The sequence below is a fragment of the Runella zeae DSM 19591 genome (assembly GCF_000423565.1).
In the GTDB taxonomy this organism is placed as follows: Bacteria; Bacteroidota; Bacteroidia; order Cytophagales; family Spirosomataceae; genus Runella; species Runella zeae.
Window position 1 is genome coordinate 18,993 of sequence record NZ_AUIF01000038.1, and the last position, 21,827, is coordinate 40,819.

General features: G+C 41.8%; 16 protein-coding genes and 1 tRNA gene. 9 read left to right on the forward strand and 8 right to left on the reverse strand.

The features are described 5' to 3' along the window. Positions 1-10 precede the first annotated feature (10 nt). From ccoS to G563_RS0111705, 3 genes are all read right to left on the reverse strand, one after another. Entirely contained in the window at positions 11-175 is a 165-nt protein-coding gene (gene ccoS / locus G563_RS37665; protein WP_084650838.1) for a cbb3-type cytochrome oxidase assembly protein CcoS, read from the reverse strand. Positions 176-286: 111 nt separating this feature from the next. Next, entirely contained in the window at positions 287-2,749 is a 2,463-nt protein-coding gene (locus G563_RS0111700; RefSeq protein WP_028665477.1) for a heavy metal translocating P-type ATPase, read from the reverse strand. A gap of 114 nt (positions 2,750-2,863) precedes the next feature. Next, the gene (locus G563_RS0111705) at positions 2,864-3,508 is read right to left on the reverse strand and encodes a hypothetical protein (protein ID WP_028665478.1); all 645 of its coding nucleotides are present in this window, start codon (positions 3,506-3,508) and stop codon (positions 2,864-2,866) included. A gap of 190 nt (positions 3,509-3,698) precedes the next feature. Between G563_RS0111705 and G563_RS0111710 the strand changes: the two genes are divergently transcribed. Further along, on the forward strand, positions 3,699-6,008 hold the full coding sequence (locus G563_RS0111710) for a TonB-dependent receptor (protein ID WP_229598490.1): 2,310 nt from the start codon (positions 3,699-3,701) through the stop codon (positions 6,006-6,008). A gap of 137 nt (positions 6,009-6,145) precedes the next feature. Here G563_RS0111710 and porX read toward each other — a convergent pair whose 3' ends face one another. Continuing rightward, on the reverse strand, positions 6,146-7,708 hold the full coding sequence (porX, locus tag G563_RS0111715; RefSeq protein WP_028665480.1) for a T9SS response regulator signal transducer PorX: 1,563 nt from the start codon (positions 7,706-7,708) through the stop codon (positions 6,146-6,148). A 114-nt stretch (positions 7,709-7,822) separates the two neighbouring features. Continuing rightward, the gene (locus G563_RS38015) at positions 7,823-7,990 is read right to left on the reverse strand and encodes a hypothetical protein (RefSeq protein ID WP_157585273.1); all 168 of its coding nucleotides are present in this window, start codon (positions 7,988-7,990) and stop codon (positions 7,823-7,825) included. A 157-nt stretch (positions 7,991-8,147) separates the two neighbouring features. Here G563_RS38015 and pyrE point away from each other — a divergent pair, with 157 nt between their 5' ends. Both pyrE and pgeF read left to right on the forward strand, forming a co-directional pair. After that, positions 8,148-8,807 (forward strand): orotate phosphoribosyltransferase, encoded by a 660-nt coding sequence (gene pyrE / locus G563_RS0111725; protein ID WP_051210927.1) that lies wholly within the window; start codon positions 8,148-8,150, stop codon positions 8,805-8,807. A gap of 24 nt (positions 8,808-8,831) precedes the next feature. Then, positions 8,832-9,593, forward strand: a complete 762-nt coding sequence (pgeF, locus tag G563_RS0111730) for a peptidoglycan editing factor PgeF (protein ID WP_051210928.1) — start codon at positions 8,832-8,834, stop codon at positions 9,591-9,593. Between the two features lie 162 nt (positions 9,594-9,755). On the opposite strand, the gene G563_RS0111735 is transcribed toward pgeF, so the two are convergent. Further along, positions 9,756-10,643, reverse strand: coding sequence for a YicC/YloC family endoribonuclease (locus G563_RS0111735; RefSeq protein ID WP_028665483.1), 888 nt, complete (start codon positions 10,641-10,643; stop codon positions 9,756-9,758). A gap of 1 nt (position 10,644) precedes the next feature. After that, positions 10,645-11,730 carry a 4-hydroxythreonine-4-phosphate dehydrogenase PdxA gene (gene pdxA, locus G563_RS0111740; RefSeq protein ID WP_028665484.1) on the reverse strand — a complete coding sequence of 362 codons (1,086 nt, stop codon included), beginning with the start codon at positions 11,728-11,730 and terminating at the stop codon, positions 10,645-10,647. Between the two features lie 169 nt (positions 11,731-11,899). Here pdxA and G563_RS0111745 point away from each other — a divergent pair, with 169 nt between their 5' ends. From G563_RS0111745 to G563_RS0111775, 6 genes are all read left to right on the forward strand, one after another. Next, on the forward strand, positions 11,900-12,829 hold the full coding sequence (locus tag G563_RS0111745; RefSeq protein WP_028665485.1) for a 2-hydroxyacid dehydrogenase: 930 nt from the start codon (positions 11,900-11,902) through the stop codon (positions 12,827-12,829). Positions 12,830-12,917: 88 nt separating this feature from the next. Then, a complete protein-coding gene (locus G563_RS0111750; RefSeq protein WP_028665486.1) occupies positions 12,918-14,384 on the forward strand; it encodes an APC family permease in 1,467 nt (488 codons plus the stop codon). Between the two features lie 56 nt (positions 14,385-14,440). After that, positions 14,441-15,748, forward strand: a complete 1,308-nt coding sequence (locus tag G563_RS0111755; protein WP_028665487.1) for an MFS transporter — start codon at positions 14,441-14,443, stop codon at positions 15,746-15,748. 64 nt (positions 15,749-15,812) lie between these two features. Further along, positions 15,813-15,887, forward strand: a tRNA-Val gene (locus G563_RS0111760). A gap of 243 nt (positions 15,888-16,130) precedes the next feature. Further along, entirely contained in the window at positions 16,131-18,683 is a 2,553-nt protein-coding gene (locus tag G563_RS36945) for a tetratricopeptide repeat protein (protein WP_051210929.1), read from the forward strand. 429 nt (positions 18,684-19,112) lie between these two features. Further along, positions 19,113-21,011 (forward strand): beta-N-acetylhexosaminidase, encoded by a 1,899-nt coding sequence (locus G563_RS0111775; protein ID WP_028665488.1) that lies wholly within the window; start codon positions 19,113-19,115, stop codon positions 21,009-21,011. Between the two features lie 48 nt (positions 21,012-21,059). Here the strand turns inward: G563_RS0111775 and G563_RS0111780 are convergent, their stop codons facing one another. Then, entirely contained in the window at positions 21,060-21,815 is a 756-nt protein-coding gene (locus G563_RS0111780; protein WP_028665489.1) for a hypothetical protein, read from the reverse strand. Positions 21,816-21,827 lie beyond the last annotated feature (12 nt).

Below are 21,827 nucleotides of genomic sequence, written 5' to 3' on the forward strand. Positions count from 1 at the left end.
TTGAGGAGGTTTATGATTGAGGTGATGAACTATTTTCTTTGTCTTCAAAAAGAATCCTAATAGAAGGTGTGTAATCGTCGTCGAACTGCCCGCGTTTGACTGACCAGATAAAGGCTACTAAGAAAGCCCCAGCCACTAGCAGACTAAGAGATAAAAGGAGAATGAGAGCACTCATAGGATTGGAGGTTTTTGATTATTGAAATCGTCAACAATCGATTGGTTTTGCTCAAAAGTAAAAGCGCAGGGCTGCAATAAAGATGAGCGATGTCAGGTCTCAAAACTGACTTTAATCAGCTTTTTTCAAGAGTAGTCGCGTAGCTAGGCGGCTGCTTAATGTCGTAAAAAGCACAATAGAGATAGAGCTGGCCGGCATCAAAATAGCCGCAATCACGGGCGATAAAGTGCCCGTTAGGGCAAAACTTAACCCGATAATATTGTATACCACCGAAATGATAAAGCTCTGAATCACAATACGTCGCCCCGCTTTGGCTAGTTTTACGTAGTAGGGAAGAAACGAAAGTTGGCTTCCTTCCAAAATACCGTCACAAGCCGGAGTGAAGTTGTTGATGTTGTCAGAAACGGCAATCCCTACGTTGCTTTTAAGAAGAGCACCGGCGTCGTTGAGTCCATCGCCTACCATGAGCACTTTACGGCCTTTTTGTTGTAAATCCTCAATAAAACGAAGTTTGTCGTCAGGTTTTTGAAGGAAGTATAGTTGTTTTTCTGAACCAAATAGATGACCCAAAAAACCTACATCAGTCGGTTTGTCACCCGACAAAAGGTAGGTTTGATAGTGGCGTTGTTTGAGGGCTTGAAGCGTTTCGGAGAGATTGTCCCGATAAAGACTAAAAATATTGAAATATCCCAAAATCTGTCCTCCAAAACTAAAATACACATGACTTGTTTCTTGGTCTTCGGAGGCGGGAGCGATGCCCATAAAGCGAGCTGAACCCATTTTGATAATAAAATTATCGCCCAATTGAGCCTGAAGTCCTTGCCCTTCTACTTCTTTGAAATGAGTCAGTGTTTTTTCTTTAGGAGATGCTGCCAGAGATTTGGCAATGAGCCTACTCAAAGGGTGAGAAGATTGCTCAGACATGGTTTTGACAATACTTTTTTGAAGGGCTGAAAGTGGTTTTCCTACAAACTCAATTTGAGCCGCGTCAGGCAAGGTAAGTGTTCCTGTTTTGTCAAAAACCACCGTATCGATTTCGGATAAGTTTTCAATGACTTGGGCATTTTTGAGATAAAACTTATTTGAACCAAACATCCCTAGCATATTGCCATTGGTGAACGTATCTGATAGCAATAAGGCACAAGGACAAGCCACAATCAAAATCGTAGTGATGGCGTTGATACCCCGTGGAAGGTCTCCTACAAGATACCAATATGCCAATGCCGCCAAGCCCAGCCCTAACACTGTCCAAGTAAAATAACGGTTGATTTGGCCTACCAAGTCACGTTTTTGGGATTGCTGTTGTTGACTCAAAGAATCATTGTTCCATAACTGAGTGAGGTAGCTTTGAGATACTTTTTTGGTTACTTCAAGTTCGATAGCTCCTCCCATTTGTCGTCCGCCTGCGTAGATGATTTCATTACGGGTTTTTTCGACGGGTACCGATTCGCCCGAAACAAAACTATAATCAATCATGGCTCGTTCGCTGATTAAGCGCACATCGGCAGGAATCAATTCTTTGTTACGAATCAAAATCTGATCGCCAGGCTGTAAGTTTGTTACTAAGATTTGTTCATTTGAAGTAGTGGGTGCCTCTGTGTCTTTGGAAGTGGCTTTTTTCAATAATGTAACCGCTACTGGGAAATAAGATTTGTAATCTCGGTCAAACGAAATCGCTGAGTAAGTTTTGTCTTGAAAATAACGCCCCAACAACATGAAGAATACAATGCCCGTCATGGAATCGAGGTAGCCAACGCCTGTTTGGGTACCAATTTCGTATAAACTACGTAAAAAAGTTACCAAAATAGCCAAGGCAATGGGTGCATCGATATTGAGATATTGCTTGCGAATTGACTTCCACGCCGACACAAAAAATTCGGAGGCCGAATAAAAGAAGACTGGCAATGCCAACACAACACTAAACAAACTAAACATGGTTTGGAGTTGATGATCGCTTTGGGTATCTCCTAAGCCAAAATAATCGGGAAAACTCATCATCATCACATTGCCAAAGGCAAAGCCCGCAATCCCGATTTTGTACAATCTACTACGATTGTTTTTTTGTTGGGCATTGCCTTCTACATCTTGGAGGCTTATATAGGGTTCGTATCCAATGTACGTGAGAAGTTCGGCAAGTTTGCTAAGCTTGATTTTTTGGGTATCGATGACTACCCGCACTTTTTTCTCGGGGAAGTTGACCAAAGACGAAATCACGCCTTCGTGAAGACGGTGAAGGTTTTCGAGTAGGTAGACGCACGAGCTACAGTGCATTTGAGGTAGGTACCAATTGACGTGCGTTTGCCGTCCGTCCGTAAACTCAATGATGCGCTGCTGTACTTCTGGCATATCTAAATATGCGTATTTGCCAGCATAGTAAGTCTTGTCGGGCGATACTCCAGGATTTTGGGTAAAATCATAATAGCTGCATAGTTCGTTTTCTTGGAGCAATTCGTACACCAATTTACATCCTTCGCAGCAAAAGGGTTTATCATCGTGGACAATAATACTATCATCGCAGTCGGCACCACAGTGATAACATTTTACTTCGGTTGTTGAGAGTGTAGCTTGCGACATACAGTTGGGGTGTTGGTATTTCCCCAAAAATGCGCCCCTGTATACCAAAATGACATGAGAATTGTCATACTCAAAAACTGATGTTGGTCAGTTTTTGGGAGGAAGGCCACTGAACTAGTTGTCGTTGTAGTACTGCAAAAAGGAAACTAGTCTTTCATAATTATGGAGTTCTGTTTCACCCCTGACTTGTTTTTGTAAATGCACTCGGTAAATCTCAATAAGGCGGTCAAAGTTTGGATTATGACTGAGTTTCGCTGCAATCAGGCCTTTGAAACAGCGGTCTTCTTGATTGTAGAGGTATTTGGAAGGCTTATGAGGCTGACTATTCAGAATCCGGTCAATGTCAGCTACTTTGGTGATTGATTTAAAAAATGCCCATCCCGACAAGTTCATAAAATCCATGATAGCATCGCAGGTGTTTTTCAAGTCGTCGTCATTTTGGATTTTATATCGAAAATACTTCACGTCGTTGTATCTTCCTGTGGAGATGATAAGCGTATTGGCATCTTCTCTAAAATCAATCGGGAGAGAAGGAATAAACTGCTGAGCCATTTGCTCAACCTGATTATTGCGGCAGCCTATATGTACCTCTACCCAAGCTTCGTCATCGTATTCTGACACCGAAAAAATGATGTTTGTAAAGCCGGTTGTTGTACTTTTACGAAATTGTTTTTTTTGCATGAGCAATTGAAAGCCCTCTGCTTCAAAAAAATCATATAAGGTGTAGTATAGTTTTGCCTCGGTGGTCTTGATACTCATAGTGGGAGGGAAATTAACCTTTTTGTGAAAAGGTATGTTTTATAATTAATCAAAGTGTTTTGCTCAACCTGCAAACGTCAAGCCTAACTATATCCGCAACAACGTAAATATCTTGATGAAATATATATCCTTTTCCATTATGAACCGCTTATTTAGGTCAAGTTCTTTGTTTTTTTTATTAATATTTTTTGTGAACTCCCTTTTGAGGAGTCAGACCCCTCTTACGCAGACGGTCAGGGGGCGTGTGTTGGACAGTGACAACAATCAACCCCTCATGGGCGTAAGTGTACAAATCGTAGGCACTTCGAGTGGCACTGTAACAGACTCTAGTGGCAGGTTTTATTTTAATGGGGTGGCGATTGGGCGATATTCGATACAGGTCAGTAGCGTAGGCTACCAAACATTTATCCTTCCAGAGGTATTGGTAGAATCGGGTAAAGAAAAAGTACTCACTATTTCCCTCAAAGAAACCACACAGCAGCTTTCAGAGACAGTGGTGCGGACTGCGCGACCTGTTTCTCAAAATAGCCTTCAAACAATCACTATCGAACAAACGCTTCGCTACGCAGGTACGTTTTTTGACCCTGCCCGACTAGCAACTTCTTTTCCGGGAGTAGCTGCTGCCAACGACCAAGCCAATGGATTGGTAATCAGGGGAAATTCGCCAACGGGTACTCAATGGCGACTGGAGGGAGTGGAGATAGTCAATCCTAATCACCTCAGCAATGCTGGGACTTTTAGCGATAGACCTACCCAAACAGGTGGAGGAACCAATATCTTGAGTGCGCAGTTGATGGAACGCGCCGATTTTCTAACGGGCGCATTTCCGGCCACTTATGGCAATGTACTTGCGGGAGTAATGGATGTGCATCTACGCCGAGGCAACGACCAAAAGCATGAATTTACGGGACAAGCAGGTTTGATAGGTCTTGATTTTGCCGCAGAAGGGCCCATTTCCCCCAAAAACAAATCGTCTTATTTGGTCAATTACCGTTATTCGTTTACGGGATTGTTGGCGGCTATGGGAGTGAAATTTGGGGGCGAAGACATTCGTTTTCAGGATATTTCCTTCAATCTTACCTTTCCTACGCGTAAAGCGGGCACTTTTACGGTGTTTGGGATGGGAGGTATGAGCAGCAATGTTTTTGAAGCCTCGCGCGATACCCTCGAATGGAAATATCAGAAAGATAATTTTGACATAGAATTTCGTAATCGCATGGGGGCGTTGGGTTTTACCCACACCATCAATGTGGGACCTAATACCACTTGGCGAACCGTAGTGGCAGCTTCGGCCCTAGAAAATCGTCGAGAAGGATATAGGTTGAACAAACAGAATTTTGGGCGAACATTGACTCAAGTGGATGCTTTCCAAAAAACGCGCTATTCTTTCTCTACTTCTTTGGCTCATAAGCTCAACGCACACTGGCAATTGCAAGAAGGTCTATACATCACTCATCAACGCGATTCTGTACAGGTTAACAGTGGGCAAGAGCAGGCTCAAGGAACTACGCAAGGCTTTTTAATTCAGCCATTTGTTTCAATTTCAGGGCGTTTGGCTCCGCGTTTGCAGCTTCAAGCGGGGCTTCATTATTTAGCATACACTTATAATCAAACCCAGTCGCTCGAACCAAGGGCATCGGTGAGATGGGCAGCTTCCGAAAAAGCCGCAGTAAGTGTGTCTTATGGTTTGCATAGCCAAATTCAATTACCACAAGTATATCTTTCGATAGGGAGCATGTCGGGCGGATGGCCCCAACAGCGCAACAAAAACTTGGGTTTTACCAAAGCGCACCACTTTGTAGTGGGCTACGAACGCAATCTCCAAAAGCAAGCTACAATCAAAGCAGAGCTATATTATCAATCCCTTTTCAATGTGCCTATTGCAAGTGACGATATACGTTCGGATGTTACGAACAATGGCACTTTTTCAGCCCTTAATTTGATCGAAGGCGTGAGTGATTTATGGCTTGTCAATCGGGGGACTGGGCGCAACTACGGTATGGAAGTGACTTATCAGCAGTTTTTGCGCAACCATTTTTATACGCTCATTTCGGGTTCTTTGTACAATTCTACCTACAAAGGTAGAGATGGTGTAGAGCGTAGCACACGTTTTAACGGAAATCATACCTTTAGCTTGGCGGGTGGCAAAGAGTTTCATCGTCGTCCCAATCGGACTTTTGGGGTAAACCTACGCGTATTGTGGCTGGGAGGCTATCGTGATTCGCCAATTGATGTAGCGGCTTCGCGGCAAGCTGGCAAAACCGTTTATAAAATAGGGGAACTTTATACGCTTAAAATGAAAGATTATTTCAGACCAGATGTGCGGGTTTTCTGGAAGCGAAACAAGCCTAATTATACCCGTACATGGTCGATTGATATTCAAAATATCGCAGGTATCCAAAACGAAGCTTATAGCTACTATGATGTTTTTCAGGCACAGATTGTGAAACAATATCAATTAGGAATGGTGCCAGTGATTAACTATCGAGTAGAGTTTTGATATTGTATCAAAAAAACACCGTTTTTGTTGGGACGTTCATTCAAATGTTGTGTTGTAGAGACGTTGCATGCAGTGGAGACGTTGCAGGAGAGGAGGTAGAGACGTTGCATGCAACGTCTCTACAACAATGGTGGTTTTTATTTGGCTTTTAAGAAAACAAAAGGAATAATCATTTCTTCAATCGAAATCCCACCGTGCTGAAAAGTATCGCGGTACATATTGACGTATTGGTTGAAATTGTTGGGATATGCAAAAAAGTAATCCCCTAACGTAAATACATAAGCCGTTGATACATTGAGCTTAGGCAAAAATAAACGCTCTGGACGACGACAAACATAAATGTGATTGTTATCATCAAAACCTAAGTTTTTCCCCTGCTTATACCGAAGATTGGTATTGGTTTCGCGGTAGCCTACAATTTTCACGGGCTTTTTGACGCGCGTCATGCCGTGGTCGGTTGTGATGATGATACGCCCTTTTTTCTCCGCAATTTTTTGCAACAAATCCATGATAGGCGAGTGTAAAAACCACGAACGGGTAATCGAGCGGTAGGCGGCCTCATCAGGCGCTAGCTCTTTGATCATCATCATGTCGGTGCGGGCGTGAGAAAGCATATCTACAAAGTTGTAGACGATTACGTTGAGGTGGTTTTTCCAAAGATTAGGAAGATTGTCAATCAGCGACTTCCCTTGGTTTTGATTGATGATTTTGTTGTACGAAAAGCGCACTTGCATCCGATTTCGTTCAAATTGTTTTCGCAACAAATCCTCTTCGTGTTTGTTGAGACCTTCTTCACCTTCAGGAGTGTTTTCGTCATTGACCCACCAATTGGGATATTGGCGTTCTATCTCGCTAGGCATGATACCCGCAAAGATAGAATTACGGGCAAAGCCCGTTGTAGTAGGTAAAATAGAATAGTAAGAGGATTCTTCTTCGATTGTAAAAAACTCATTTAAAATGGGTTCTACAACTTTCCATTGGTCATAGCGGAAGTTGTCAATCAAAATAAAAAATAGGGGTTCGGAGGGTTTCATAAGTGGAAACACCTTGCGTTTCATCAATTGATGAGACAAAATAGGCTTGTCGGCGTTGGGGTCGTTGAGCCAATCTTCATAATGATCCAAGATAAACTTACAAAAGTTGTTGTTGGCCTCTTCTTTTTGGGTCGAAAATACCTCCTCCATACTTTTATCTTGGGTACTCTCAAGCTCTAATTCCCAGTAAATGAGTTTTTTATACAATTCAACCCACTCCGAATGCCCGATTCGATCTTGGTATTGCATGGCCAATTGCCGAAACTCCTGCATATAACTCAGGTTGGTTTTTTCGCTTACCAATCGTTTGTTATCCAATATTTTTTTGACCGATAGGAGTATCTGATTAGGATTCAGGGGTTTGATGAGATAATCGGCGATTTTGGAGCCAATCGCCTCCTCCATAATTTTTTCTTCTTCGCTTTTGGTAATCATCACCACCGGCAGGTTGGGGCGGCTTTGCTTGATTTGAGCTAAGGTCTCTAATCCTGAGATACCAGGCATATTTTCGTCAAGAAAAACAACATCAAAGCGCTCTTGCTCTACTTTTTCGAGTGCATCAGCACCGCTATTTACTGGCGTAATAGTGTAGCCTTTACTAGTTAAAAATAAAATATGAGGTTTTAATAAATCTATTTCATCATCTGCCCAAAGAATATTTGCCATATGTTAATCGAAGTTTAATAAATGTTTCTGTCGTTTGTGGTTACTAAACGACACTAGAGTCTAATAATTGCCAATACTACCACAAATATCCAAAGTCTATCTGGAAAAAAACGGCTAAGATAGCCACAAATAAACCCCTCTAACAATGGTAAGCAGTAGGCCACTGGCCACCAAAATGATGACCCACCAAGGCCAACTATTTCGTAGGTTTTTTCCAGAGACAAAATAGGCAAACCCAAAATAGACCAAAATACCTATGATGAGTAAAACTAGTAAATTCATTATTAAAGTAGGATAAGTGCTCAGAAAGTGTGCCTCAGCGTCCGTAAATTTACGGGTTTCTCAGATATTTGATATTAAAACTTGTTAATGAGGGCAAATAGTTAGTACATGCGTTTTTCTACGTAATTTTGCCCCGGTAAAAAATTCAATCATTTTCATGCAAAATCAAACAGCTTTAACGCAGAAAGAAGTGGTATCGCGGCAAATAGCAGCTTCTCTACTCAACATTGAAGCCATTCGTCTTCGTCCAGATCAACCCTTTCAGTGGAGTTCGGGGTGGAAATCACCTATTTATTGCGACAATCGCGTCTCTTTGTCATTTCCAGAGGTCAGAACTTACATTAAAAATGCCTTGGCAGAAGCCATCAAATCCGAATTCCCAGGGGCAGAAATTGTAGCTGGCGTAGCTACTGCGGGCATTGCGCAAGGTGCGTTAGTGGCTGACGTACTTCGCTTGCCTTATTCTTATGTCCGTCCTGAACCCAAAAAACATGGAATGGGAAATCAGATTGAAGGGCGTATTTTGAAGGGACAAAAAGTAGTAGTATTGGAAGATTTGATTTCGACGGGAGGAAGTTCACTTAAGGTAGTAGATGTATTGCGCGAAGCAGGAGCAGAGGTGTTGGGAATGGCGGCCATTTTTACCTATGGTTTTCAATTGGCAGCCGATAATTTTTCGGAAAAAAACGTAAAATTAGTCTGCCTCAGCGACTACGATTGCCTAATATCAGAAGCTCTTAAGTTAGATTTTATTGAAAGCAGTCAACTTAACACCCTCAGTAAGTGGCGCGAAGATCCAAGTGTTTGGGGAGTATAGTTGTAGACTTAAATTTTAAATTAATTGAAGATATTAAAACAAAGCGTTTGTTTTCGCGCGCCCTCTATTTTTGGGGCGTTTCCGAGATTGATTGCGGCTGAAAGCACCCGACATGGGGGCGTAAGCCAATTTCCTTATGCCTCTCTCAATTTGGGCCTGTCATCGGGAGATGAGAGGGAGGCTGTTCACGAAAATCGCCGCGTGTTTTTCGAAAGTTTAGGTATTCTTTCTGAACAGTTTGCCGCTTCACACCAAGTTCATGGCAACGAAGTACGGATAGTAACCCAAGCCGAACGAACCGAAGGCTACGATGCTTTAGTAACCAATGTACCTGGGGTGTTTGTGGGAGTGACCGTGGCCGATTGTACTCCTATTTTAATATATGATGCCAGACAACAGGCCGTAGGCGCGGCACATGCGGGATGGCGTGGTACAGTGGCGGAGATAGTCGTCAAAACCCTAGAAACGATGCAACAAACTTACGGGACGCAGCCGTCGGATTGCTATGCTTATGTGGGTACGTGTATCGACGAGTGCGCTTTTGAGGTAGGAGAGGAAGTAGCTGTGCATTTCGATAAAGACTTCAAACGTTTTGATTCGTCTTCGGGAAAGTTTTTGGTAGATTTAAAAAAAGCAAATGCGGCTCAACTAGTATCTTGTGGAGTTCCTCTAGCCCAAATTGAAGTTTCGCCCTATTCGACGGTCACTCACAACGAAGATTATTTTTCTTATCGCTTAGAAAAAGGAAAAACGGGACGGATGCTCGCGGTGATAGGAATGAAATAATTTCTCAATTTGAAAATGAGATACAAGCTTTGGCAAGTTTAAATCGATACATTTTCAAATTAGCTAAGTATTTAGGCAAAATTAGACTTTCCAAGCTTTATTTTTAACATTTTGATAATCAAGTGGATTGTAAACTTGGAAAGTCTGTTTTCGCATCAGTACCTAAATAATATTAGCCGTCTGCTCTTTGATTTTTTCCAATTCATCTTTCATCTGAACCACCAAGTGCTGAATAGGCGCGTCGTTGGCTTTGGAACCGATGGTGTTGATCTCACGTCCAATTTCCTGAGCGATAAAATTAAGTTTTTTGCCGTTGCTATCTTTGCTTTTTATGGTTTCCAGAAAATAAACAAGGTGGTTTTTGAGCCTTACCTTTTCTTCTGAAATATCGAATTTTTCGACATAATATACCAACTCTTGTTCGAAACGATTTTGGTCAAAAGATTCGTCTTGTAACAAATCCCTTGCATTTTTGCGCAGGCGTTCGCGTACAGCAGGAATGCGATTTTGGTCAAGAACTTCAATCTCCGCCAATAGTGCCCCGATTTTTTTGATCGCTTCTTTAAAAGCTCTGTCCAGCGCGCGGCCTTCTTGTATTCTAAACTCAGTACATTTTTTGAGAGCTTCTAATACAGTTTGGTGAATTTGGGCTATTTCGGCCAACTGTTGCTCTTCGGTAGGGGCATCGGCCAAGTAAGCGTTAGGCATTTGTAAGGCCATTCGCAATACATCTGTTGGGTTGGGCGAAAAACTAAGCTCTTCGGCAGTTTGGTGTAAGTCTTTAAAATAGGCTTTTACCAGCGCCCGATTTACGACAGTCCCCGCGCTGCCGTCGCCCAAAGGAGTGACCGTGAGGGTAAACTCTACTTTGCCGCGTTCGAGATTTTGAGTGATAAGGTTTCGAATTTCAATTTCACGCTCGGAGTAATTGCGCGGAATCCGGCAAAAAATATCCAAAAACTTTGAATTGAGAGATTTTACTTCGGCAGTTACCGAGAGTGTTGCGGATTCGATAGTGGCTTTTCCGAAGCCGGTCATTGATTTCAACATCTTATTTTTCCTCTTGGGCGGTCATTTTTTCTACTACAGGGTTCTTTTTAAGCGCATTTTTAACCAATTCAGCTTGTTCGTATCTATTTTTTATCACATCACAAGCGGTATAAATAGCTTGCCGCATGGAAGTTTCGTCGGCTAAGTTTTTGCCAGCGATATCGTAGGCGGTGCCGTGGTCGGGCGAAGTACGTACGATAGGAAGCCCTGCCGTGAAATTTACGCCGTCGTTGAAGGCAATCGTTTTGAAAGGTGTGAGCCCTTGATCATGGTACATCGCCAATACGGCATCGTATTTGCGATAGGATTGTGCCGCAAAGAAGCCGTCAGCCGGAAATGGGCCATATATTAGCTGCCCTTTGCTTTTAAGCTCCTGAATAGCAGGCGAAATAATTTCTTCTTCTTCTTTACCCAACAAACCATTTTCGCCAGCGTGGGGATTCAATCCCAACACAGCTATTTTGGGTTTTTGAGTACCAAAGTCTTCCCGAAGTGACTTGAGCATGGCTTGCAATTTGACCACAATCTTGTCTTTTGTAATATAATCAGCTACTTCGCGTAGCGACATATGACCCGATACGACTCCTACACGTAGCGTATCGCTGACCATAAACATAAGAGGTTCGCTTACTTCAAAAGCTTCGGCGAGGTATTCAGTATGACCCGGAAACTTAAATTCGTCGTTTTGAATGTTGCTTTTGTTGATAGGGGCAGTTACTAAGCCGTCTAATCTCCCCGCTTTTAAATCTTCAAGAGCTCTTTTGAGGCTTTCAAAAGCCCCTTTCCCTGCTTCTGGAGTAATTTTTCCAGGTTGTATTTCTTCTTGAGGGTCTTGCCAACACGTGATCACATTGGTAAGCTTAGGATTGATTTGGTCGATTTTAGGAGCGCCAAACAAGTTCCAATCTTTCATCTCTAGTTGGTTACGATAACGATTCAAAATACGCATAGAACCATAGATGACAGGGGTGCAGATACGGTTCAATTGGTTGTTGTACAGTGCTTTAAGGATTACTTCTGGCCCGATGCCGTTATAATCGCCCAAGGTAATTCCTATAATGGGTTTATGATGAACTGGTTCACTCATGATAAATAAAAAAATTAAAATGTAAGCCGATTTTATAAATTAGAGGCTTTGCTTTCCAAATGGAATTACCTTTTCAATCTCCAAAATCAATAAAATCGTTTCATAATTGAGGGTGCAATTTACAAATAAACCGTACTATTTTTGTGCCTCTTAATAACTTGACACAATTGTGAATATTTTAATCGTAGATGAAGTACATCCTTCGCTTTTCGAAATGCTCGACCAAGCAGGATTGGCGTATCGCTATGAGCCTTTGTTTAAAAGGGCTCAGATTTTAGAATATATTGTTGATTTTGAAGGGCTTATCATCCGAAGTAAAACGCCCGTTGACGTAGAACTACTCAACTGTGCCACTCGCTTGAAGTTTGTGGCGAGGGCGGGGGCAGGTTTAGATTTGATTGATTTGGACGAAACCCAAAAACGAAATATTCAAGTTTTTGCCGCCAATGAAGGTAATAGCGACGCGGTGGCCGAACACGTGGTGGGAATGCTGCTAGGATTGTTGACCAACATTGTGAAAGCCGATAAGGAAGTACGTCAGGGCATCTGGGACCGTGAAGGAAACCGTGGGATAGAGCTAATGGGTAAAACCGTGGGAATCATCGGGTTTGGGTTCAATGGAAGTGCTACTGCAAAACGTCTCAGTGGGTTTGGCTGCAAAGTGTTGGCCTACGATAAGTACCTAAAAAACTACGGCAATGAATATGCCCAAGAGGCGACTTTGGAGCAAATCAAAGCTCAAGCAGACGTGATTAGCTTGCACATCCCGCTGACAGAAGATACACGCCTGATGCTTGATGAGACATTTATCCAAGAAGTAGCCAAGCCCTTTTTCTTGATCAATATCGCCCGTGGTGAAATCGTGAGTTTGGCCGCGGTGGTAGAAGCACTAGAAAGTGGGAAGATAAGAGGAGCTTGTTTAGATGTTTTAGAAAATGAAAAATTGGCTAAACTTACACCTTCGCAGCAAGAGGCGTTTGATTATTTACGCAATTCGCCGCGGGTCATATTGACACCTCACGTAGCAGGCTGGACCCAAGAGAGCTATTACAAAATCAATGAAGCACTTATAAAGCAAATTGTTGCTTTTGCAGAATAATGTTTTGACGTATCTTAAACTTGCCAAGTTTTTTCGATTGATTCTAATATCTTTGTTCTTAAACCTAACTTAACTTTTTATTCGACTTATGTCTGACACTTCATCTACGCAATTCAAACAATCACTTGGTTTGCTCGATGCCACTATGCTCGTTTCGGGAGCGATGATTGGCTCGGGCATTTTTATTGTAAGCGCCGACATGGCCCGTATGCTTGGTTCGACGGGTTGGCTATTAGTGGCATGGCTGCTTACGGGCGTAGTCACGGTGGCAGCTGCTCTTAGCTACGGCGAACTAGCAGGTATGATGCCCAAAGCAGGCGGACAGTACATCTATATCCAAAGGTCTTTTGGGCCACTCACCAGTTTTGTTTATGGTTGGACTGTATTTACGGTGATTCAAACGGGCACTATCGCCGCAGTAGCGGTGGCATTTACCAAATATTCGGCCGTATTTTTGCCAAAACTCAATCTTCAAGATGCCAACAACGTATTGGTGAGTCTCGGGCCGGTCAACGTTTATTGGGGTACGCTCTACGCTATTGCCTGTATCATCTTGCTTACTTATGTCAATACCCGTGGGGTCAATGCGGGTAAATTGATTCAAAATATCTTTACTTCTACCAAGCTCATCGCTTTGTTTGGTCTGATTTTGATTGGAATAGGATATGGACTACAAAGCGGGGTATTGCAACAAAACCTAGACAATGCTTGGGAAGCGAGCCGAACAAGCAAAGAAACAGGTACCGTGACAATGATTTCGGGGATGGCATTGCTTACGGCTTTGGGCGTGGCGATGATTGGTTCGTTGTTTTCGTCCGATGCTTGGAACAATGTCACTTTTATCGCTTCCGAAATCAAAGACCCGAAGAAAAATATTCCGAGAAGTTTGTTTTTAGGAACTCTCATCGTAACGGTTTTGTACGTATTGGCCAACATCGCCTATCTCTGTATTTTGCCTTTGAAAGGTACAGCTAGCGGTACCGACGTGATGGCGCAGGGGATTCAATTTGCCGAATATCCCACCGACCGCGTAGCTACGGCAGCTATGTCGGTGATTTTTGGGGGTTCATCGGCGGGTATCATGGCGGTACTCATCATGATTTCTACTTTTGGATGTATCAATGGGTTGATATTGGCGGGGGCTAGGCTCTACTATGCTATGGCACAAGATGGGCTGTTTTTGAAGCAAGCCTCTACGCTCAATACCAAAGCGGTACCGGCCAAAGCCCTTTGGGTACAGTGTGTATGGGCTTCATTGCTTTGTTTGTCAGGAAGTTATAATCAATTGTTGAATTATTGTACCTTCGGCTCATTGCTCTTTTATATGGTGACGATTGCGGGTATTTTTGTGTTACGTCGTCGTGAGCCTAATGCCGACCGCCCTTACAAAGCCGTAGGCTATCCCTTTGTACCTTTATTTTACATTATAGTTACGTTGGGCATTTGTTTGATTTTGTTGAGCGATGCCAACACGCGTTTTGATACGGGAATGGGACTTTTGATTGTAGCGCTAGGTGTACCCGTGTATTATTTTACAAAACGTAAATCAGCCTAATTTAGGCAACGTGACTAAGTACCTAACCCTCCGCTATTCTCGCAAAAATTCTATATATGGAAAAGAACAAACCCTCAATCCTGAATGCTTGGTGTATGTACGACTGGGCCAATTCGGTGCATTCACTGGTAATCGTATCGGCAATTTTTCCGATTTACTTTAGCAATACCGCCGTCAATGCACAAGGCGGACCCGATGTTGAGTTTTTGGGAATCACCGTCAACAATTCGGCTCTCTTTTCTTTTGCTGTTTCTTTTGCGTTTTTGTTTATCGCGATTGTCAATCCTATTTTGGGGGCGATTGCTGACTTTAGTGGGCGGAAAAAGAGATTCATGCAGTTTTTTGTCTATCTCGGGGCGGCTACTTGTTTGTTGCTGTACTTTTTCAACCGCGAAAATCTTGTTTTGGGCGTGATTGCTTTTACGCTTTCGTTGATTGGATGGTCGGGGAGTATCGTATTTTACAACGCCTATTTGCCCGAAATCGCTACTGAAGACCGTTTTGATAAACTATCGGCGCGTGGTTTTACGATGGGTTACATCGGAAGTGTATTGTTGTTGATTTTTAACCTTACGATGCTTATCAAACCCGAATGGTACGGCAACATCGACTCAGGCACTGCTTGCCGTATTTCGTTTGTGACGGTGGCGATTTGGTGGGTAGGGTTTGCCCAAATTCCTTTTTATTATCTACCCAATGGCAAACCTTCGACCAAAAAACGCGAAGGTGGATGGATTTGGAATGGTTTTCGCGAACTCAAAAAGGTGCTGGGTGAGCTAAATCATCTTCCCTTGACCAAGCGTTTTTTAGTTGCTTTTTTCTTTTACAATATGGGTGTTCAGACTGTTATGTACATCGGGACGCTTTTTGGTAGCAATGAGCTAAAACTCCCCGACAATGCCCTGATTGTGACTATTTTACTGCTTCAAATCTTAGCAATAGTGGGGGCGTATTGTGCCGCTTTATTATCGGGCAAGTGGGGCAATACCGCCACTTTATGCGCTATTTTGGTGATTTGGATTGGGGTATGTGTCAGTGCGTATTTTGTATATACCGAGGTGCAATTTTACGGATTGGCTGCCGGAATCGGTTTTGTAATGGGGGGCGTACAATCGCTTTCTCGTTCTACTTACGCCAAGTTTTTACCCGAAAATACCCCCGATACAGCTTCTTATTTCAGCTTTTATGATGTTTGCGATAAGTTTTCTACGTTTTTGGGGACTACCATTTTTGGGGTAATTACGCAGCTATCCGGGATGCGCAATAGTATTTTGTTTTTGGCAGTAATCTTTGTGATTGGATTGTTGATTTTGCGCCGTATTCCTTCACAAAAAATTTATCGTACGCCTTTGCGGACTTCGTAAAGTTTGTATATTTGCGCTCCCGTTTGAGAAATGACCTCAAAAACACTTTTCAGACGGCAGACCTAGGATGTTAGCTCAGTTGGTTTAGAGCGCCGCCTTGACAGGGCGGAGGTCATGGGTTCGAATCCCCTACGTCCTACATTATATCTTAACTCGCTAAAAATTAATGAGTTATGCTTCATCTAGCTTAGGTAGATTTTTTCCTTATACCTAAGCCAATTGTTTAGAGTAAAGAAATCGAAGCCTAGTAAAGTAACCAAAAGACAAAAACCCCTCAAAACGTAAAATTTGAGGGGTTTTTGTTACACGAATTATGAATTTAGCCTTCAGTATGTTTTTATGACAATAAAAATAGTCTCCTAACAACTCATAGTTTTGATTAATGGACAGAGATTGGCGTGACTTTAAAGCTTTGTATGGAAGTTTAGAGGGTGCAAGAGCAGCTTTTGAAGATGCTTGTGAAGAATTATTTCGAGAAATTCATAAAGATTCAACTGTGCAAAGAGTTAAAGTACGGCAAGGGGATGGAGGAATTGACATCTATGTTGGAGAGATTGGCATTAGTCCTATAATAGTTATTCAATGCAAGTTCTTTTTAGATAAATTTGGCTCTTCGCAACAATCTCAAATAAGAGACTCTTTTAAAACCGCCGTAAACTCCCAAGAATTTGAACTAGAAAAGTGGATTCTTTGTGTTCCTTTGGTCTTAGATATCGACCAAAATATATGGTGGGCTTCATGGAAAAAAAAGCAGTTGGATGAACTTCATAAAACTGAGGGATTTATTTCCTTAAAGAATGGTAATGAAATTATCAGCTTATTAAAAGAATACGGTATTTATAACCGATTATTTAAAATAACTGATTTATTATTGCTAGAAAAGATAGACAAAAATGTACAAGCACTACATGAAAGCAAAGATAACATAGTTCCTAGCTATGATTTATTCTCCACCCATCGAAATCTGACCGAACAGATACATATCAATGAACATGAACTTGAGCAAGTAACCAATAAAAAAAGTCGCATTGAGCAACAAATTCAGCGAACTGATGATGAAGATATTCGTGATACATTAGATGAACACGTCCAAAATTTATCAATTAAACAATTAGACCTAAGTAATCAAATAAACCAAAAAAAGCAGGAATTAACGCTCTTTGAGGAGAATGTAAAACGACTGGCTGAGACACTTAATAAATCAGAACATGTGGATAGTTCTCGACTGAAACAGGCAAGAACATTGTTTGAACAAGGAGATTTGGAAGGTGCAAATGCAATATTAGACCCTAAAGATTTACAAAAGGATAGGGAAGAAATAGAAAGAGATAGCAAATCATTAGCTCAAAAACGTGAGGTTTTGGCTCAGGAATACATTACCAAAGCCCAATTAGTTCAAACTGATAAGACGAATAAACATTGGTTTAATGATGCCTATTCTTATTTTGAAACGGCGGTAGAAATAGATGGAAATCAAGATACCTTTTTCTCATTTGCCTATTTTTTACAAGAACATAATTGTCATGAGCATGCAGTTTCTTTCTATGCAAAGGCATTAGACATTTACCGAGCCTTGGCCGAGGTCAATCCCCAAACCTACATGCCAGATGTGGCAATGACGCTCAATAATCTAGCCAATGTTAATAGTATTTTAAATCAATTTGATGCTGCTCAAAATCAGTACTATGGAGCTTTAGAAATTTACAGAGCATTGACCGAAAGCAACCCACAAACATTCATGTCTGATGTGGCTATGACGCTTAACAATCTAGCCAATGTTAATAGTATCCTAAATCAATTTGATACTGCTCAAAATCAGTACGAGGAAGCTTTAAAAATTTACAGAGCATTGGTTATAGACAACCCACAAAAACTCATGTCCGATGTAGCTATGACGCTTAACAATCTAGCCAGTCTGAATCAAAAATACAACCAAATTCATACCGCTCAAAAGCAGTACGAGGAAGCTTTAGAAATTTACAGAGTATTGACCGAAAGCAACCCACAAACATTCATGCCAGATATGGCTATGACACTGAATAATCTAGCAAATTTGAATAAAAAACGTAATCAACTTCATACCGCTCAAAAGCCGTATGAGGAAGCTTTAGAAATTTACAGAGCATTGACCGAAAGCAACCCACAAACATTCATGCCCAATTTGGCTATGACGCTTAATAATCTGGCCAGTTTAAATAGTATACTGAATCAATTTGATACTGCTCAAAATCAGTACAAGGAAGCATTAGCAATTTACAGAACATTGACTGAAGTCAATCCAAAAAAATTTATGCCCGATTTGGCTATGACGCTCAATAATCTAGCCAATTTCAATAGAAGTTTGGAGCAATTTGATACTGCTCAAAATCAGTATGAGAAGGCTTTAGAAATTTATAGAGCATTGACCGAAGTCAATCCACAAATATTCAGGCCCAATGTGGCCACCACCCTGAATAATCTGGCGAATTTGCATAGTGCCCTCAATCAGTTTGAAACCGCTGAAAAGGAGTTTGAACAGGCATTAGACATTTACCGAGCCTTGGCCGAGGATAACCCACAAATATTCAGGCCAGATGTGGCAATGACACTCAATAATCTAGCCAATGTGAATCGAAAACTCAATCAATTGGATTCTGCTCAAAAGCAGTTTAATGAAGCATTAACTATTCGAAGAGTATTAACGGAGGTAAATCCAGACGTTTTTCAAACTTCTCTTGCCGAAACTTTAATTAACATAGCTATTTTGCATCTATATTCATCACCCGATAAATCTAAATCCTTATCCTTTTCTCATGAAAGTTATATAAACGCCTTACCTTATTCTACAAAAGTACCTATAGCAGAAGAATATTGCCAAACTGCTATTGCTATTTGGCAAGAATGGGGAGAAGACCTAATAAAGTATATTCAAGATAAGCAAAGGGACACTCAATAACACTCAACCAACTATCTAACCAACAATTGTTTGACCATTTTGGGTACGCCCAATGTTTCAATAATCACATACATTACAATAGAATCTATATATATTTTTTTATCTATCCTATCTTGTAATAGATTGATATACAGCATTATATCTAATTAAGTGTATCTACAAAAGAAGAAATTTAAGTCAAAATATTGGGTATTAAGTGTTTTAAATAGTTGATAATCAATGTGGTATGGTGTTTGTTTTAGTCCCTTACATCCTACAAAAAGCCCCAAATTTCGCTGATTTGGGGCTTTTTTGTTGGGAAAAGTACCTAAAAATACACTTCTTTACGCTCTATTCTTCTATTTTAACGCGGAGTTTTATATTTTAAAAAAATGTAAAAACTCCGCGTATTTTTGTGGACATTCATTACTTTGAACTAAAATCCTTTTTATGAAGTACACCTTGGCTTTTTGTATTTTGTGGTGTTGCCTTGCCACTTACGCCCAAAAAAAGGCGATTCACCTTATTCCCCAACCCGTAGAATTGAACCAACTCAACGGCGAATATCTGCTTACTGCTGCTTCGACGATTGTGTATGGACAACAGGACGCCAAAGATATAGCCCATCAATTGGCTCAAAAACTAGCCGTGGCTACTGGTTTTTCGTTGAAAGTTGTCAATTCCAAATCGACACTTTCCAACGCCATCACTTTGCACCTAAATGCCACTCCCAAAGCCACTTTGGGTAGTGAAGGCTATGAGTTGGAGGTGTTAGGCAAAAGTGTAAAAATAGCGGCTAATCAGCCCGCAGGCTTGTATTATGGCGTGCAATCTTTGTTGCAACTGCTACCGACCGACATCGAAAGTCAGAACGTAGTACAGCGTCGTTGGCCGATTCCGAGCGTTCGCGTGCTTGACTATCCGCGTTTTGCGTGGCGTGGATTGATGCTTGATGTAAGTCGTCATTTTTTCAAAAAAGAAGACCTGAAGCGCCATATCGACTACATGGCTCGCATGAAATTTAATGTATTGCATTGGCACTTGACCGACGATGAAGGCTGGCGTATCGAAATCAAATCTTTGCCCAAACTTACCTCTGTGGGTGCATGGCGTGTACCTCGTATCGGCGATTTTGGCGAGTTGGCTCCCCCCAAAGACGGAGAAGCAGCTACGGAGGGTGGTTTTTATACCCAAGACGATATTAGGGAACTCGTGCGCTATGCTCAAGAAAGAAACGTAACAATCGTGCCCGAAATAGACGTGCCCGGCCATAGCATGGCGGCTTTGGCGGCTTATCCTGAGCTTTCTTGTACCAAAGACCCCAACACCAAAGTAAATCCTGGTAGTAAGTTTTCGGAATGGTACAGCGATGGTACGTTTAAGATGCTGGTCGATAATACCCTCAATCCTTCGGATGAAAAAGTGTATGAGTTTTTGGACAAAGTATTTGCCGAAGTCGCGCCTTTATTTCCGAGTCCTTACATCCACGTGGGGGGCGACGAATGCTATAAAGGCTATTGGGAAAAAGACGCGGGCTGCCAAGCGTTGATGAAACAAATGAACATGAAGCACGTGGAGGAGTTGCAGGCGTATTTCATGAAACGTGTTGACAAAATCTTGAAATCGAAAGGGAAAAAGCTCTTGGGTTGGGATGAAATTTTGGAAGGGGGAATTGCTCCAGATGCCACCGTGATGAGTTGGCGGAGCCTAAAAGGAGGTATCGAAGCGGCTCACATGGGGCACAATGTCATCATGACGCCCGTGCAGTATTGCTACCTCGACTATATGCAAAGCGACGCTACCCTTGAGCCTTATGTATACAGCACGCTGCGCCTCAAAACCTGCTATGATTTTGAACCCGTGCCCGATGGCGTAGATACTAAGTTTATTTTGGGCGGCCAAGGCAACCTCTGGACCGAGGGTGTCAATACCCTGAGTCATGCGGAGTATATGCTGTACCCACGGAGTTGGGCGTTGTCGGAGGTGTATTGGTCGCCCAAAGGCAGCAAAAATTGGGAGAATTTTGTCCGCCGAATGGAAACCCAAATGGAACGTGCCGATTTGGCAGGGATAAATTATGCCCGTGGTGCTTATGATGCTGTCATCAAACCGCAGCTGAAAGACGGCAAGCTAACGGTAGCTCTCGAAACAGAGGTTCCTTATTTGGATATTTTTTATTCGATAGATGACTCCGTACCGGGGCGTTATTCGCCAACCTATGCCAATCCTATCGAAATTCCCGAAGGCCCTGTCACTTTGCGTGTGATTACGTACCGCGAAGGTAAGCCTATCGGTAGGATGATCATTCTCAAAAGGGATGAGCTGCTCAAAAGAGCAGGGAAGAAGTAAATGTCACATCAAGGTCACGATTTGAATCCCGTGACCTTGATATAGAAATTAAGAGCGTTGGCGGTTTAACTCATTGCATAAACGGCGTAATTTAGGATGATAAAGCTCATATTCGGCGCTCAAACCTTTCCAGAAGCGTTCATTTAATTCAAGAAGTTTGGCTTTGTGGGGGGTGTTATCTTTGATAATTTGTAAATTTTCTTGCTCAATAGTTTCTTTATCCTTCAGATAACGAGCTTCTGCTTTTTGGAGAATAAGCATGCCTGCGTCAGCCAATTTGTCGACGCTCCAATATCCCTGTAAGCGGGCTAAACAATGATAATAAATTCCAATATCACAGTTTTCTGTTTTGAGGAGTTGAGTAGTGTAGTAGCTGATACTTTCTTGAGCTTCCTGAGAATTGATTTTAAGAAGCTCTTCTTCGCAAAGCATAAAATGACTCGCTCTTTGAATGATAGCCCAACTATATTTGCTATTTTCATATTGGGTCAATAATTCTCTAATTTCCTTGTCTAATTCTTGCCATTTTTTTTCACCTGCCTCGTTTCTAATTTTAACAAATTCAGGAGCCATTAATATTTGAATGGTTTCGTTTTTGTGTTCCTCTGCTGTCGGCGTAGGAAAATCTTTGGGTCGGGCAATGCGAAAATTTAATAAGTTGTAAGAAGAAGAATCGCGGTCTTGTGTTTTGTTGAGGATACTATTCTCAGATTTGTTATGCATTCTAATTTGCTCTGATTGAGATGAGTATGGGTAATGTCCAAAACTTAAACACAATGCTAAAGGGGTGATGAACTGTTTCATGAGGGAACAATT